At 37.4% G+C, this 16,339-nt stretch carries 16 protein-coding genes, 1 pseudogene and 1 riboswitch; of the genes and pseudogenes, 8 read left to right on the top strand and 9 right to left on the bottom strand.

Annotation, left to right across the window (positions count from 1 at the left end; translation table 11 throughout):
• The 3 genes from Q0F90_RS02895 to Q0F90_RS02885 all read left to right on the top strand — a co-directional run.
• On the top strand, positions 1-1,814 hold a 1,814-nt coding region (locus Q0F90_RS02895; RefSeq protein ID WP_296003181.1), incomplete at its 5' end, for a helicase-related protein.
• A gap of 1 nt (position 1,815) precedes the next feature.
• Positions 1,816-3,573 carry a DUF1998 domain-containing protein gene (gene drmB / locus Q0F90_RS02890; RefSeq protein WP_296003180.1) on the top strand — a complete coding sequence of 586 codons (1,758 nt, stop codon included), beginning with the start codon at positions 1,816-1,818 and terminating at the stop codon, positions 3,571-3,573.
• Positions 3,555-4,214 (top strand): phospholipase D-like domain-containing protein, encoded by a 660-nt coding sequence (locus tag Q0F90_RS02885; protein ID WP_296003178.1) that lies wholly within the window; start codon positions 3,555-3,557, stop codon positions 4,212-4,214. The genes drmB and Q0F90_RS02885 overlap by 19 nt, the downstream gene beginning before the upstream one ends.
• Positions 4,215-4,524: 310 nt before the next feature.
• Here the strand turns inward: Q0F90_RS02885 and Q0F90_RS09215 are convergent, their stop codons facing one another.
• Positions 4,525-4,695 carry a transposase domain-containing protein gene (locus Q0F90_RS09215; RefSeq protein WP_367113397.1) on the bottom strand — a complete coding sequence of 57 codons (171 nt, stop codon included), beginning with the start codon at positions 4,693-4,695 and terminating at the stop codon, positions 4,525-4,527.
• Positions 4,696-4,794: 99 nt separating this feature from the next.
• A pseudogene (locus tag Q0F90_RS09210) lies at positions 4,795-5,199 on the bottom strand (transposase); the annotation flags it as partial.
• 124 nt (positions 5,200-5,323) lie between these two features.
• On the opposite strand from Q0F90_RS09210, the gene Q0F90_RS02880 reads away from it, so the two are divergent.
• The gene (locus Q0F90_RS02880) at positions 5,324-6,922 is read left to right on the top strand and encodes a DEAD/DEAH box helicase (RefSeq protein WP_296003177.1); all 1,599 of its coding nucleotides are present in this window, start codon (positions 5,324-5,326) and stop codon (positions 6,920-6,922) included.
• A gap of 215 nt (positions 6,923-7,137) precedes the next feature.
• Here the strand turns inward: Q0F90_RS02880 and Q0F90_RS09205 are convergent, their stop codons facing one another.
• A complete protein-coding gene (locus Q0F90_RS09205) occupies positions 7,138-7,188 on the bottom strand; it encodes a hypothetical protein (RefSeq protein ID WP_353511575.1) in 51 nt (16 codons plus the stop codon).
• 241 nt (positions 7,189-7,429) lie between these two features.
• On the opposite strand from Q0F90_RS09205, the gene Q0F90_RS02875 reads away from it, so the two are divergent.
• Positions 7,430-8,719, top strand: coding sequence for a hypothetical protein (locus Q0F90_RS02875; protein WP_296003176.1), 1,290 nt, complete (start codon positions 7,430-7,432; stop codon positions 8,717-8,719).
• Positions 8,720-8,959: 240 nt separating this feature from the next.
• Here the strand turns inward: Q0F90_RS02875 and Q0F90_RS09200 are convergent, their stop codons facing one another.
• The 3 genes from Q0F90_RS09200 to Q0F90_RS09195 all read right to left on the bottom strand — a co-directional run bounded on the left by Q0F90_RS09200 (position 8,960) and on the right by Q0F90_RS09195 (position 11,057).
• Positions 8,960-9,010 carry a hypothetical protein gene (locus tag Q0F90_RS09200; protein ID WP_353511575.1) on the bottom strand — a complete coding sequence of 17 codons (51 nt, stop codon included), beginning with the start codon at positions 9,008-9,010 and terminating at the stop codon, positions 8,960-8,962.
• Between the two features lie 339 nt (positions 9,011-9,349).
• Positions 9,350-10,561, bottom strand: coding sequence for an OFA family MFS transporter (locus Q0F90_RS02865; protein ID WP_296003172.1), 1,212 nt, complete (start codon positions 10,559-10,561; stop codon positions 9,350-9,352).
• 88 nt (positions 10,562-10,649) lie between these two features.
• Positions 10,650-10,737: riboswitch (ZMP/ZTP riboswitch) on the bottom strand.
• A gap of 269 nt (positions 10,738-11,006) precedes the next feature.
• On the bottom strand, positions 11,007-11,057 hold the full coding sequence (locus Q0F90_RS09195; protein WP_353511575.1) for a hypothetical protein: 51 nt from the start codon (positions 11,055-11,057) through the stop codon (positions 11,007-11,009).
• Between the two features lie 248 nt (positions 11,058-11,305).
• On the opposite strand from Q0F90_RS09195, the gene Q0F90_RS02855 reads away from it, so the two are divergent.
• The gene (locus Q0F90_RS02855) at positions 11,306-12,652 is read left to right on the top strand and encodes a hypothetical protein (RefSeq protein ID WP_296003165.1); all 1,347 of its coding nucleotides are present in this window, start codon (positions 11,306-11,308) and stop codon (positions 12,650-12,652) included.
• 124 nt (positions 12,653-12,776) lie between these two features.
• Positions 12,777-13,373, top strand: a complete 597-nt coding sequence (locus Q0F90_RS02850; protein WP_296003163.1) for a hypothetical protein — start codon at positions 12,777-12,779, stop codon at positions 13,371-13,373.
• A 136-nt stretch (positions 13,374-13,509) separates the two neighbouring features.
• On the opposite strand, the gene Q0F90_RS02845 is transcribed toward Q0F90_RS02850, so the two are convergent.
• Together Q0F90_RS02845 and Q0F90_RS02840 are read right to left on the bottom strand one after the other, a co-directional pair.
• On the bottom strand, positions 13,510-14,121 hold the full coding sequence (locus Q0F90_RS02845; RefSeq protein ID WP_296003161.1) for an acetate uptake transporter: 612 nt from the start codon (positions 14,119-14,121) through the stop codon (positions 13,510-13,512).
• 334 nt (positions 14,122-14,455) lie between these two features.
• Entirely contained in the window at positions 14,456-15,115 is a 660-nt protein-coding gene (locus tag Q0F90_RS02840) for an HAD family hydrolase (protein ID WP_296003159.1), read from the bottom strand.
• A gap of 135 nt (positions 15,116-15,250) precedes the next feature.
• On the opposite strand from Q0F90_RS02840, the gene Q0F90_RS02835 reads away from it, so the two are divergent.
• Entirely contained in the window at positions 15,251-16,081 is an 831-nt protein-coding gene (locus Q0F90_RS02835) for a hypothetical protein (protein WP_296003157.1), read from the top strand.
• Between the two features lie 62 nt (positions 16,082-16,143).
• Here Q0F90_RS02835 and Q0F90_RS02830 read toward each other — a convergent pair.
• Positions 16,144-16,339, bottom strand: a 196-nt coding sequence (locus Q0F90_RS02830) for a gamma-glutamyl-gamma-aminobutyrate hydrolase family protein (RefSeq protein ID WP_296003155.1), incomplete at its 5' end; no start/stop codon positions are given.

The raw sequence follows: 16,339 nt of genomic DNA, 5'->3' as shown, positions 1-16,339 counted from the left end.
AACTTATTCGTCAAAAAACATATCCTAAGTATGGAAAGGAACCTATTAGTATTGGTTTCTGGGTAGGTGGCGGTGTAATACCTAACAAATTTGATGAACTGATAGAAAAAGCTGATAAGCCAGGCGAGGCAAAAAGAAAACGCAATCTGCTTTATAAGCAGTTGTTGACTTGCCCGTTTTGTGGAAAACCTCTTACGGAAGATGAGTTTTATATTGACCCTGACAGAAAATCTGTTGCTATTTATTGTGCAGATAGAAATTGTATGTTCTATAAGTACAAACAGGATCGCATTCAGATTCCGGTGTATCTTGTAGATGAGGAAATCTATGCGAAATGTCCGACAATTATTTTGTCCACCGTTGATAAATTTGCCCGCCTTCCTTGGGATGTTAAGACAAATGCGTTGTTTGGAAGAGTTGATAGGGTTTGCAGTCGTGATGGGTATGTTGCCATTGGTGAAGAACATAAACGACACAATAGGACGCAAGAGCTTCCCACTTCAACATTAACTCCGATTCGACCGTTTCTTCCGCCTGAGCTAATCATTCAAGATGAGCTTCATTTGATCACTGGACCTCTTGGAACAATTTATGGTGCATACGAAACTATTATTGAGGATATGTGTACTTATGGCGATAAGAAGATTAAACCGAAGTATGTGGTCTCAACTGCCACCATTAAAAACGCATCGGAGCAGACAAGGTGCCTTTATGCACGAAAATCAACTGCACAGTTCCCTCCTAACGGTTTTGAAATCGGTGACAGTTTCTTCATCAATGAAATATCTACTAAAGATAACCCGTTCCGAAAGTATGTTGGAGTCTGCGCACTAGGTCAATCCGTAAAGACTACACTGTTAAGAATGTATGCAATCATTCTTCAGACTTCTTATCAACTTGCTCAGAAGGATGAATACAAGGATGTGATTGATCCATATTATTCCTTAGTGGGATATTACAACAGTATTCGAGAACTTGGCGGTGCAGTACGCTTGCTACAAGACGACATTCCTAAACGAATCTATCGTATTAAGACGAAATACAATATGGATAAGGTTCGTTATCTAAACAAGAAGGTTGAGATAACTTCCAGAATGTCTTCCTATGAGATTCCGAATAAATTAAGACAGTTGGAAGCTAACTGTGATTCAAAGGATTGTCTTGACACAGCCGTTGCAACCAATATGATAGCAGTCGGCATGGATGTTGACCGTCTTGGGCTAATGGTCGTAACCGGACAGCCAAAGCAAAATTCTGAATATATTCAAGCAACAAGCCGAATAGGTCGTGCTTTCCCAGGTCTTGTCTTTACACTTTATAACCCATATCGTCCTCGTGATTTGTCGCATTATGAGAATTTTACGGGTTATCATTCGCAGCTATATAGGTTTGTTGAAGGTACAACAGCAACTCCGTTCTCTGCAAGAGCAAGAGACCGCGTAATGCACGCTCTAATAATTTCTGCGATTCGGTTAAAGTATCCAGAAATGGCATCTAATGAGGGAGCTGCTGATATTGCTGCTCTTTCTGATATACAAATGACCGAGATAAAGGCGTTAATCCTTGACCGCCTTAATATAGTTAAACCAGAAGTAAGACTGGATGCAGAGAATGAAATTGACCAGTTTATTGATTGGTGGAAGATGCTGGCAGCACAAGGCAAGCCTTTGCGGTACTATGTTTATGGAACTGATAAATATAACCGCCTTATGAATTATTATGGACAGTCATGTAAGGATACTGAGAAGGCTACACTAAGCTCTATGCGTGAAGTGGAAAATGCGGCAAATATGTTCTATTACACGGAGGAGTAAGATGGCAGGATACGATAACAACAAATTGGGCGAACTGCGCCCTAACCAAATTATTACAACATTCGGCCCAGGTGCGATTGTTGATGCTGTCAAGGATTCGGTAACGGTACTTGATATTAACTATTGGAAAGAAAAGGGCAAGAAAATTATTGACGGAAGATTGGCTTCCTATCTTGGTGTTGACTGCTTTTATATGCCTCGAACTTCATATTCTGGTGATGTGCCGGTAATTTCTTTCCCTTCCATTCATGTGTGTTCAAATTTGAAGTGTGGTCGTCTTTTCGATGCACTGGATAACTTTGATTTGGAAAGGTATTTGAGGTTCGGAGTTACTTGTCCGAATTGCCACAAACCTGCATATCCGTCTCGATTTATTACTATTTGCGAAAATGGACATATGGATGATTTTCCGTGGAGTTGGTGGGTTCATTGTGGCGCGACCAACTGCAAAGGAAAGTTAAAAATGTACTCGACAGGAAATACTTCAACGCTTGCGGATATGTGGGTTGAGTGTGAACTGTGTGGTGCTAAAAGAAGCATGAGTGGAGCTACGCAAGAAGATAACTTTAGCGAATTGAGCTGTACAGGTCATCATCCTTTCCGTCCGAGATCAATAAATGAAAGATGTGATAAAAAGGTAATCCCATCACAGAGAGGTGCATCAAATGTCTATTTCTCTGTAAGCAGGAGTGCTATTTCTATTCCGCCGTGGGTTAATCCTTTATACAATTTAGTCGATGAACATCTTCATGATATTGAACTTTTGAAGGATGTAATGGGAGATGATGGTGTAACTGCCGCATATAAAAAGTATTTTGCTGAAAATTATACTCGCGTGGAGTTTGATGAAGCGCTAACTCGTAGATTGAGTAATATAACAGAATTTAAAGAAATTAAGCAGATGGAGTATGATGCTATCACTCATCATAATGATCCTGCTTATGCTTCTAATAAAAAACACTTCAAAGCAGAGGAGGACAGTTTGCCAGCATATCTGAAACCCTATTTTAGTAGGGTTATCAGAATCACTCGCCTTCGTGAAGTGAAAGTATTGCTTGGATTTACTCGTGTAGATGCACCTGATCCGGATGTAGATGTCCAAGCTAATGTTGTTTATCTTAATAAAGGAAAGAGTGAAAAATGGTTGCCAGCGGCCGAGGTCAATGGCGAAGGTATTTTTGTCGAGTTTAATAAAGAGACATTAGAGAATTGGCTTGACATTCTGTCAGTAAAAGTACTTTCCCAGAGATATGAAGAGTGCTATGAAGAGTTCTGCAATGCTAAAGGTTGGACATTAAATGTAAAGAGAAATGCAACCTATGTTTTAATGCACACTTTCGCACATTTGCTAATTAAGCAAATGTCGATGGCATCTGGATATTCATCTTCGGCAATACGAGAAAGAATCTACTTTAGCGAAAAAATGACTGGAATTCTCTTGTACACAGGAAGTGCTGACAAGGAAGGGTCATTAGGAGGCTTAGTAGAGCTTGGTAACATTGGTAAATTAGTTCCTTTGATGAAAGATGCATTCCAAGAGGTGCTTCTTTGCACTAATGATCCAGAATGTATGAGCAATGCTCCGGCTGGAAATAACCTTAACGGAGCAGCCTGCCATTCCTGTTGTATGATTTCTGAAACAGCCTGTGAAAATGGAAACCGTATGCTTGATCGTGGCTTGGTAGTCCCCATTGCAAGTCGCGAACGAGAGTCGTATTTCAGAGAGTTGGTGTGTGAGCTATGTCAACTGGAAATGTGAATTTAGATATTTTACTTGGTCAAATTGAAGCGGACAGAATCGCGAATACAAAACAATCTATTTCGCAAATAATGAAACGATACCCTTGCTTGTCTCAGAAACAAGCAGAAGAGATATATCAATTAGTTACAGTGGCCTCTGCCGAAGAAAAGGCTGTAACTGCTTCATTAGTAACTACGGTACCTCCATCTTTTTCTGTAAGAGCAAAATCAACAAAGAACACTGTTGAAGGGATGATCCGGGGAGCAAAACGAAGTGTTTTGATTACGGGATATTCGCTGTCCGGATACTTTGCTGACCTTGTTGATGTCCTTATTGAGAAAAGCCAAAAGGGTGTTTATGTGAAATTCTTTGTGAATAACATCGAGAACCAAAAAGGCTTAGATAAACTTTGCCGGTACAAAGGAAGATTTTTACATATATACAATTTTGCGGGAAGTAATGATTCTATGGCCGCTTTACACGCAAAGGTGATTTCGGTTGATGAAAAACAAACACTAATTACATCAGCAAACTTATCCTATCACGGACAAGAAGGAAATATTGAGCTTGGTATACTTGTGGATTCAAGGGAAATCGCCAAGCAAGTTGATTATATTTTCACTCATCTGGTTTTCACTAAGGTTGTGAAGGAAATATAATAGGATGAGATTTAGAACACGAGAAAGGTGTGACAGCGATAGGAGATAGATGTAATTTCCTGATTTGTTATGTATCGCATGGTTGGGGCGGGGCCGCAAAGACCTTGGAACGAGCAGGAAAAAACAGACTGAATATTATAAACATCGCAAAAATGTCCGAAGGCCAGAACCTAGCTCTATTTGCGGACTAAGATACCGCCGCACAGGTATTTTGATACTTGAGCGGCGGTATACTATTTTATTGAGAGTAAATGGTAAACAACCTGTCTGTCCAACAAAATCTGCCAGCTCTCAGACTGGCAGATTTTTCTTATCTGATTTTATTCTTCCTACAGCTATCCGGTAATTCCTCCGACCAAGGTATCAGCTTTTTCAATCCTTCCTCAGAAACATTTTCTCTAGGATATTTGAGGAGTTCCTTTAGTAAGTATACAAAGTATTCGTAGGGCTTTAGATGGTTTGCCTTTGCGCTTTCCGCAATACTGTATAGAAGGGCACTGACAGAGTCTCCTCTGACGAAATCGACGATGTGCCAGGCATGCTTTCCAACGTAGAAGCTTCTAATGCTTCTCTCTGCGTCATTATTATTCAGAGAGATTAAAACATTCTGTAAGAATACTCGAAGATAGTGCTCCTGATTAAAAGTGTAATTCAAAGCGTCTGTAAGCTTATGACTATTGCATATTTTTAGAGTCTGTTTCATCCACGCAAAATAAGCATCCACCAGTGGCGCTACACTCTGTTGTCTATTCGTTAGTCGTTCTTCTGTAGATGATTCTTTAAAGCTATTATCCCGATGATAAATCATATCAATCAAGTGGATAGTTTCAGAGGCAGCTTCTTATGCCGGAGCCAGGGTGTGTCCCTTTCGGGTTGCTTTTATGATCTCGGCAAATTTTATGTGCGCATGAGCCCAGCAGCCCGCTACATTGAGCTCCCCATCCTTTTTTATAAGCGTATGATAGGGTTGATAGCCGTCTGTCACTGTAACAGTATATGAAGGCAATGTCCAATTAATTCAAGAGTTAAATCTTAAAACGAATCGGTTACAAGAATACGTTCTTTCAATCAATGAACAATTAAGTAAATATGACACATTAGATGATGATTTGCTGAAGTTAATAGAGCATAAAAACAGTATTGAGTCTAAATTAATAGAGTATAATAATCAACGCTCTATTTTGGATAAGCTTTGGAGTGCTACTCATTGGTCTATTTTAAAAGCTATGGGTAACCCTATATTGTTAGCGGTAATTGAAGAGGAGACTACAAAGCTTCAAACTGTTAAAGACCAATTGATTGCATTACATCAGTTGGTTAATGAGCGTGAATCTATAATTAATAAGAAAGATGGCCTATTAGCTGCTATTAAAGATATTGATGGTACTATTCAAAAAGCAGAAAAGGCACAGCAAGTGATTTTAGGGACATTAAAATCCAGTACTAATGATTCTATACATTGTTTTGATGATATAGTATCAAAATTAATGTCATTTGATGAGGACCGTGCAGAGGCTCATACAGCGTTCTTATATGTATGTAACTATTTAAATGAATGTAGAGAACGCTTATTGTATGATACCTTACAATTACAAAAGGCTGTCGTTATGAGTGATGCTTTTAGAAACAATATGAAATTACTCAGTCAGTATTGGGGGCCATTAAATGAAAAGAAAAATCTACAGAAAAACTTTGACCTTGATACGATTTTCCCGGCCTTACTTAATTCCTTGATGATTGCAGTACCAGTTATTTCCTCCACCTTTGCTGCTGTGGAGAGATTCTTGATTAACTGTAAGTCTGAAAGCTCGTTAGGGACCATCATTATTGATGAGGCTGGACAGGCGTCACCTCATATGCTTATAGGAGCCTTATTCCGTGCACAAAAAGCAATAGTAGTTGGTGATCCAAAACAGATTGAACCAGTACAAACTGTACAAGATTTGTTTGTTGAAAAAATTGGTGGCGAAGGCATTGGTAAATATCGGAGTAAAGAGTTATCTGTACAAAGTTTAGCCGATGCACAAAATCCATTTGCAGGTATTATTAAAAATCTTGATGGTTCCGAATCTTGGGTTGGTTGTCCTCTTGTTATTCATAGACGTTGTAAAGATCCAATGTTTACAGTTGCTAATGAGTTATCTTATGGTGGCTTTATGATTAATAAGATCATGAATTCAAAAGTGCCTATTGAACCGTGTAAAGAGAGCTGCTGGATAACATATGATGCAAGTAATATTGAATTTAGTACTGGTAAAGATCGATATATACAAGTACAGGGTCAAGTTGCTTTTGAATTGGTCCAAAAGTTACGAGCAAGAAATACGAAATTTAAAGATATATTTATCATTACACCGTTTAGAACTGTTGCATATGGCTTTAAGAAATATATGGAATCTCTTAGCGATGATATTGTAAACTGGACCGATAAAGATAATAAGAGCAGTTGGTTAAAGGATAATATCGGAACTGTACATACCTTCCAAGGTAAAGAAGCTAAAGTCGTTATTTACATGTTAGGCTGTCAAAGCGATGGCACTGCTAATGGAGCTATTAAATGGGTTAATGCTAATAATGTAAATGTAGCCTTTACAAGAGCAAAAGAATACATCTATGTTATTGGTGATGCTAGCAAATGGGCAGAACTTAATAAAAACCTTGCCTTCGCACAAAGATACTTGCCTGTTTATACCTTAGAAGATTTATAAGCTAGTAAATTGTGAACTTACAAACAAAACAAGGAAAGAAACCCTAAGATTTCTTTCCTTGTTTTAATATGATATAATTTATATCAAAGTGAGGCATAAATGGTTTCGACGCCAGACTTCGCTTCTAATAATGAAAATTGAAGAAACGGTCTGACTTCTATGTCGGGCCTTTTTTCATGCCGCGATTAGAAAGCTAGTTTTTTGCTAGAGGTCAATCACTTTGCTGCCATGATAATGGTCGCTACAAGTATGCCAAAGGAAATCATTAACGATAACACTTTGTATGTACTCATATTGCTCACCGCCAATCTCTAGAAGATTAGCAAAGGCTGGACCCATTTAGAGGCCTCAAGTTCAATATAGTGCTGTCAATAATAAAAGTAAATAGATTAGAGGTTCCTAATAGTCACCTATGTGACCAATAGGAACCTTTTTCGTTATTATTTTATTACTATATGAGTATGTTACAATATACAAAGTATAGTTAGTGCTTATTGAGGAGAAATTATGTTTAGAAAATCTTTGTTATTGGGAAGTTTAATTGCCGTCCTGTGTTTAAGTGGGGGTGGTAATGCCCAAGAGTTACCAGGCTATAACCCGAAAGTTGTGGGCAATGAAATGTATAAGAATGATTTAATGGATAAGATTCTTAATGAAAGAATCTACAAGGCTATAAATGCTGGTGGTGATCGTGAAGAAGCGGAGATTCTCTTTCGTCTTGATGAAATGACTGCTGACCAACGTAGAAATTTAAATTATTCTATATCTAGAGCTCAATATAATGCTGTAACAGAGATACATATGCATACTCCAGAAGGGGGGCTGTCTTATACGTTGCCATTTTCAGCTTTCAGAGGTGGAATGCATAAGGTTTCTATTCCTGGTAAGGCAAGCAATTATGCCTTTCTTTATAAATTTAAGCATCCTTTTATTTATACAAGTTTATCTATGGAATCTCGTCCCTATGAAGAAAGTGCACAGTATTTGGGCAAGCCTTATAATGCATTGAAGCAAAATGATGTACGCTCTGCATTGCAAGAAAAATGGACAAATATGCAGCAAGATCAATATGATGTATCCAGTATTGATGGTAGTACTTTCAAAAGAGACAATATTGTAAATGGCCGTTGGAGTACCATGAAAACAAAGGAGGCACCTAGTTTTGTGGCCAATGACATTTCTTTTGCTTTACCAAACGAACCTAATACACAATATGTTATTACTTTATTGGTTAGAGAAGATGGTGAACGGGGAATTGGTAAGCGAGGCATTGAGGATATTATAGCCAATTATATTGTGCCAACCATTTTTCCTTTAGCTCGTTTAAATGAGTCTAGTCATTTTGAAAGTTATAATGATTATTCGTATAGGGTTTTGAATAATGCGGTAGAGGAGAACACCGGTTCGGATAATATAAAGATGTATAAAACATCAGGAGGTATTACACAGACTATTAGCGTGCACCCATACGAACATAAAGGTCCGATTTGGGCTAATATGGCAGATATTTTAAGGATTACACAAGCACAGTTAAGACTGAAGCCCAATATGCGTCATGGTAGCCATAAGTATATATGGAATGATGGTGCTCCCGGTGTGTTTATAGTGTTTGAGTATGAAGATGGCACTGGTGAATTACATTTTAGTACTCAAGATGCTCATAATCTGTATATTCATACGATTCATTATAATCATGCTACAAGTGATTATAATATTGGTTTACTTCATACCATTATTTCCGATGCTAAAATTGTAAATTTAGGAAATACTTATAAGGGTGAAGTGGATTATTTATAATAAAATAGAAGAGTTTAATGAGAATATATATGCCTAATCGGCGTAGAATGATAACAGGGAAAGGAATCCTTGGATTCCTTTCCCTGTTTAGATATGATATAATTTATATCAAAGTGAGGCATAAATGGTTTGGACGCCAGACTTCGCTTCTAAGTTTTAATGTTGAAGAAACGGTCTGACTTCTATGTCGGGCCTTTTTTCATGCCACGATTAGAAAGCTAGCTTTTAGCTAGAGGTCAATCACTTTGCAGCCATGATAATGGTTGCCACAAGTATGCCAAAGGAAATCATTAACGATAACACTTTGAATGTACTCATATTGCTCATCGCCAATCTCTAGAAGATTAGCAAAGGCTGGACCCATTTAGAGGCCTCAAGTTCAATATAGAGCTGTCGATAATAAAAGTAAATAGATTAGAGGTTCCTAATAGTCACCTATGTGACCAATAGGAACCTTTTTCGTTTTGTAATTAGTTCGGGAGATTTAACAGTAGCTTTTATAAGGAAAACTAGGAAAGAAATCCTTAGATTTTTCCTGATTTATATATGAGATACTTTATATCGAAGTGAAGCATCAATGGTTTGAAAGTGACAATGCAGTTACAATTTTTATAGTACTAGAATTAAGTATCAGTTATGCAGTCCTCGTTTGCCGTATATTTTTAAGATTATAGCAATACATGTATTCAATACGAATAGTAGTGCAAAGCATACTAAAGCTGTAGAATAACCATATCCAGCCTCATGGAAGTATGACACGAGCATAGGACCAACTATACCTGCTAATCCCCAAGCGGTTAGAATACGACCGTGAATAGTGGAGAGTTGGCGTATGCCATAGAGGTCTGCGAGATATGCTGGTATACAGGCGAATCCGCCGCCATAGCAGGTGATAATGAGAAGGATTAAAATTTGGAATGTTAGAGCATTATTGGTTTCGGCAAGTACATAGAATGCAATGATTTGTATAATAAAGAATAGTATGTAAGTTTGGGCTCGACCAAAGTAATCGGAGATAGTAGACCATGCAATACGACCGAATCCATTAAAGATACCGATGATACCAACTAGAGAGGCCGCCGCAGCTGGAGTCATGCCAATAGCTTCTTGAGCCATAGGGGATGCTAAGGATAGTAGCCCTATACCACAAGTAATATTTACAAAGAAAATCCACCATAGAGCACCGAATTGCCATGTTTTCATGGCATCATTGGCTAGTATCCCATGGTTATGAACATACATAGTAGACTTATCTTTTGCAGTTCGAGGTGGTTGGTTATTTGAGGGAACTTTCAAATAGAGAGAGGCAACGCCCATAACAACTAGATAGATGATGCCTAGGATAATGAAATTATTTACTAATCCCACTTGTGCTACGAGATGTTGCATAAGCGGACCTGCAATGAGTGATGCAAATCCAAATCCCATAATCGCTAATCCCGTGGCAAATCCAGGACGATGTGGAAAGTATTTTACTAGTGTAGACACTGGCGTGATATAGCCAATACCTAGTCCAATACCTCCGACGATACCATAGAAAAGATAGAGTAAGGTAAGATTATGGATACTAAGCGCATAGGCTGTACCTAATAGGCCTGCTACCCAGAATAACATAGAAAGAAGGCCACTTTTCTTAGGTCCTATTCTTTCCGCAAAGGATCCTAGAAAACCGGCAGATAATCCAAGCATTAGAATAGCTAAGGAGAAAGTCCATGTTGTTTGAGACATAGTAAATCCCATATCTGACATAATAGGTCGTGTGAGCACGCTCCATGCGTACACACTACCGATGGATATATGTAGACCAATAGCTGCTAGTGCAATAAGCCAACGATTTCTCATAAGAAAACTCCTTTCATATAGGTGAGATGATTAAAGATTTGTACAGTATGATTTGTCAGGAGTGAACAAAAAAAAGACCGCCTGAACAAAAGCTTGCCCAGACGGTCGGCTATCACACGATGTGTGCTACTGTGCATGTAGTCAATTCTACTTATCCGTCAGCCCAGTAGGAATATATTAAAATATAGCAATTGATACTATATATTGTCGATGATATAAGTCACTATCCTATGTACAGTGAAGGTTTATAAATGAAAACAGGGAAAGGAAGTAGATGATTCCTTTCCCTGTTTAGATATGATATAATTTATATCAAAGTGAGGCATAAATGGTTTCGACGCCAGACTTCGCTTCTAGATTTATTGAATTGAAGAAACGGTCTGACTTCTATGTCGGGCCTTTTTTCATACCACGATTAGAAAGCTAGCTTTCAGCTAGAGGTCAATCACTTTGCAGCCATGATAATGGTCGCTACAAGTATGCCAAAGGAAATCATGAGTGATAACACTTTGAATGTACTCATATTGATCACCGCCAATCTCTAGAAGATTAGCAAAGGCTGGACCCATTTAGAGGCCTCAAATTCAATATAGTGCTATCAATAATAAAAGTAAATAGATTAGAGGTTCCTAATAGTCACCTATGTGACCAATAGGAACCTCTTTCGTTTTGTAATTACTTTCATAAAAATATATTAACTATGTTACAATACAGTTAATATCATTATTTTATGGAGAGAAGTATATGTTAAGACGATTATTATTAAGTGGAATTGTAATAGGCGTTGTTACTGGTTCTAGTTTCGCTATTGATGTGAATATACCAGGGGCAAATCCAAGTATTCCACATGATGCGTATCAAAATTATGTATATACCGATAAGTATATACAAATGGATAAGTATAAAATGGTAAGTGAATCTTATCGGACTATTAAAGATGATCCACGAATGGTAGATTTTAGAAAAGAACATTCTATATCTGACCAACAATTGCAAAAGGTAATAGAAGATCATGCCCTAAGATTACAAGGTGTAGTTGAAGGAAAAACTGATGTAATTTTACATTCTAAGGATGGTGGGATACGATTTACGGTGCCATTGGTATTAGATTATAAAGCTAAAATTAATAATCCATATGATTCTATTATATATTCTTGGGATACCAGATATATACCATTAGTTGTAGAGATTGAAGATTATCCATATGAAAAAAGTCGAGATTATATGGGAAAACCAGCTGAGTTTATAACTGTCTCTGACATTAGAAAAGCCATTAAACGTGCAATTCAACAAGCTAATAAATCTGATGTACACTTAGTTGAAGATTCTTTAAAAGGTGGCCCTTTCACATATTCAGGTTTGAGAGACTCCTACTGGGAAATATCTGAATTTAATGATATAAAAGAAAAAGATGTGTTCTGGGGAAATTCAGTTAATTTTTCTTTTGAAAACGAGCCAAATGTTCAATACCACATTGGCTTTATTATAGAACCAAAAGCAGATAATAACCCTTCTATTGATAAAGCTAATAGTTTATTGGTTAATTATGTGTTACCATCTATCAAACCATTAGCTAATATGAATGGATATTCTAAACAGATAGAATCAAAAGATAATAGTATATTTACTTATAGGGTGTTAAATAATAGTTCAGTTGGACATAGAGAATTTAATGGCCGTCATATTAAATCTTATAATTATAACGATGTGATTTTTCAATATGTAGATTATGTTAGAAAATTAGAAAGTAACAATGAAGACCCATATGGCTATGTTCATGATATACTTTCTTTGGGGCGAGAGAGTGCAGTAAAATCGAATCTTATTAAAAAATATGATTATAATTTAGTCTGGAATGATGGCACTCCAGGTATTTTTCTAGAACAGGAGCATTTTGATGGTAGTGGTGTAATGCAATTTATAACACAAAATGGAAAGGATAGGTTTGTTAATACTATTCACTATAAAAAACTAGATGGAAATCTCACAAAGCAACAGTTACGTGAAATGTTGATTGATGTAACTATATCTAAACAATATAATAAAAACTCTGATTCTATTGATGTATTTAATATTGTAGAAAATGGGTAATATATGAAGAGGAGCCTAAGAGAAATGAGCTTTTAGGTTCCTTTTTTATAATGATTAGATTCATTAAAATAAATAAATCATGTTACAATACAGTTAATATTAGTGTTCAATGGGGGATGTATGTATGAAACGTTGTATTACACTACTTAGTCTAGGCTTATGTTTAGCAGCACCGATACTTTCACAAGGTATGGAAATAAAGCCTCTTATACATGTTACGAATGTACATAATGGCCAATATGATGAGGCATTAGATGCAATTACAGATACCAAGTTTTATGGACCGTATCAGTTCCGTGTCTTGAAGGATGCTATAGAGACCAAAGGTGAAACTAAAGATATAGACGGTAGGGTGTTTAGAACCTCTGATGATGTCTTTATGCATGTTAAGGCTAGATCTATTGATAATACAACCATCTCTTTAGATAAAGAGGTTGAAAAAATTGTTAAAGATAGAACAGTTCCTGAACCTACTGTAAAGATGGTATTGCCTGTTAAGCATGATGTCATAGAGGTCAATAATGATGGTGTGCGCAGCTTACTAGTAGAATTTATGTATGGTTGGCCTTTAAATTATAGAACTGATATGGTGCTAATTTCTGACTATGAAGATACTCGGTACTATTATAATTTACAGTTTTATAGACATAAGTTGCCGGAAGGTGTTCGTGTCGAGCAGTTGCGCCAAATGATTATGGATGCATACTTTAGTTATAAATAAGGCATATCAGGTTTATAACATTATAGTTATAATAAATAAAATAGGCATAATAAATAAAAGAGGCTCCTAAGTGCCACGGCAGTGACTCATAGGAACCTCTTTTATTGTGCAGGTAATTTATATAGTTATTATACTATTACAGAATGCTTTTACCCAAAGGGAATACAGTTTTGCCGAATACTTTGTTTACAAGTACAGCACCAGAACCGTAGAAGCCCAAGAGGGAGATAAATAATTCAGACCATGCTGCAAGAGCGAAGAAGCCTGTTTTGCCGCCTAAGAATAGGTCTGTTGCTAGACCGAAGAATAGGAAGCAGATAAGTAGCATGATAGCGAATACAACTTTGTTTGTTTTCAAAGATGCAATTGTACCAAAGATAGAGAAGATTAAGAAGCCCACAAAAGCGAATGCCAATTGTGTTACATCAAACCCTTTTTGGATTTCAGGACCGAAGGAGCCCATTTGGATCAACCAAACGCCAGCCATAGCGGACCAGAACAAACCGTAAGCGCCGAATACAACGGAGCCGAACGGGTTGTTTTTCTTAAAATCAAAATAACTTGCGATTAATTGGGCGATAGAACCTAATAAAACTGCCCAAGGGATAATAACAGATGTTGTTGGACCAGACCAGCCTACGCGGGACGTGGATACTACAAAACATACTACAGCGAGACCAAGTAGACCAAGACCAGTAGGATCAGCTACATTTTCGCTCATTTCAACTTTTCTTACTTCGTTTTCCATTTGTTTCTCATTTCTCCATTAACTAACTACAACCATACAGCCAAATATTCACGGGTATATGTACTGCCATCTCCTATCAGTACTATGTGTACTGCATTGACAGATAACCTATGTGAAAGTACTGCCTCATAACTGTAACATATATCACATTTTTAAGGCAATAGATAGAATATAGTAATTATGCGTAAAAAGTATAATGTGAAAAATAAAATAAAACAGAGAAAATAAAAGAAAAACCGTAAAAAATAGGCGGTAATATATTTTAATCCACATATTTTTACGGTTTTACGTTATAAATGCTTTAATTTATATGAATTTGTTATAGGTTGTCTTACTATTTATTTAAATCTTCAATAATAGTAATGATATCTTCCGCTTTGCGTGCAATGTGCTTTACACCTAGTTCTTGGTGCAAGGATTCCTCTCTAAAGCCCCAGGTAACACCGATACAAAGTAAGCCAGAGTTTTCAGCTGTTGCCACATCTACTTCAGAGTCACCTACGTAGATAGATTCTTCCGGTGTAGAGCCTAGTTCTTTTAATGCTTGGAGTACCATATCTGGAGCCGGTTTACGTTGTAAGCCTGGTCTTTCACCAATGGCAACAGGTAAGCGATCACCAAAGTACTCTTTATTAAGAGGTGTTACACCTTCTTGGATTTTATTAGATACGATAGCCAGTTTATAGCCTTTTTCGCGTAAGGTATCTAGCATGTCTAGTATGCCCTCGTAAGGCGCCGTAGTGTCTTTTAGATGTTCTCCATAGTAAGCTTTGAATTCCTCAATATATGGTTCTAATTCATGGTCTGCTACTGAGCTAGGTAGACATTGACGCATCAAGTATGTTACTGCATTGCCTAGTGCTGCTTTCACCTCAGATAAAGATTTTTCAGGGAAATTATGTGTCCGTAGTACATGATTTACAGCATTCGCTAAATCTGTAGCCGTGTTGAGCAATGTGCCGTCACAATCAAAAACGATAGTTGTATATTTCATGGTAACCTCCAATTGGAATCTATATGTACTTAATTATATGATGAATAACTAGAAAAACAAAGGATAAACCTCATTATAGGACATAATTGTGATACAATAATAGCAGTAACTATTACCATGTATAGGAGGCGTAGTATGACTGAAATACAAGCTCTTTTATTGATAAAATCTATTCTCGAATCCGCGGATATTCACGGTATCGAATCTTTCTTGGCAGAGGATTGTGAGTACATGTCTACAGGTCGCGGTATTATTGGGCGCAATCGGAATGAAACGATTGAGTTCTTGTCTTCGATGGCTGAGTCCATCAAGGCCGACAATGTGCCTGTTACATGTAAGGTGATGCACATTACCGATGTGTACGAGGAGGATGCGCTATTCCGTGAGGGACGCCATGGTTTGACTGTTTCTTATGAAAACGGCGACAATTATGTATATATGATTTTCGTAGATGTCAACGATGAGGGCCTGGTAGACCGCATTGTTTCAAGTCAGGAAAATTATAGTATTGACTATGATGATCTTCGCTTTGGCGCTGATGAAAGTGAGTATGCTTTTATAACGCCGCCAACAACTGTGAAAGATTGGCTTGCGGCCTTAAGTATGTGGCTTGAAACGGCGAATGTAGATGTAGATGATTTCTACCAGTACATCGATGAAGATACACGCGTCGTATTCCAAAAGGGCGATGCTGAATCTATAACCCTTGAAAGTGGTCTCGATGTAGAGGATTACTTTGATCAGTTAATGAACCAACACTTTGATGCAGTGCCTCATATCATTCGTGATGAAGAGGATGGACTCATTTTGACCTATGGTCCAATGAGCATCATTGCAACGCTTAATGAAGAGGGGGCGCTAGCTCTAATCAGTATCTATATTGATACACGTGATGAAGACGAAGCTTCCGATGATGTAGGCTATATTGAAGAAGACCTTTCTGAGGATTATAACGAGGAACTATAACCTAATAAAAGGGGCTGTAACAGAATGCGGTAAAACCGTATTCTAGTTACAGCCCTTTATTATTATTGTTCTAGGTTTTTTTGAGCAGCCTTAATGAAAGCATCAAATAAGCGTGTTGCACTTTGATTGTTTGGTGTCATCATTTCAGGGTGGAACTGAGTAGCTACCATCCATGGATAGGAGGCATCTTCTAAGCCCTCTACCGTGCCGTCTTTAGCACGAGCAACAACTTGCAAGCCCTTACCAACTGCTTTTACA

The sequence above is a fragment of the uncultured Veillonella sp. genome, assembly GCF_934190855.1.
GTDB lineage: Bacteria > Bacillota > Negativicutes > Veillonellales > Veillonellaceae > Veillonella.
This window is presented reverse-complemented; position numbering and strand designations above follow the sequence as displayed.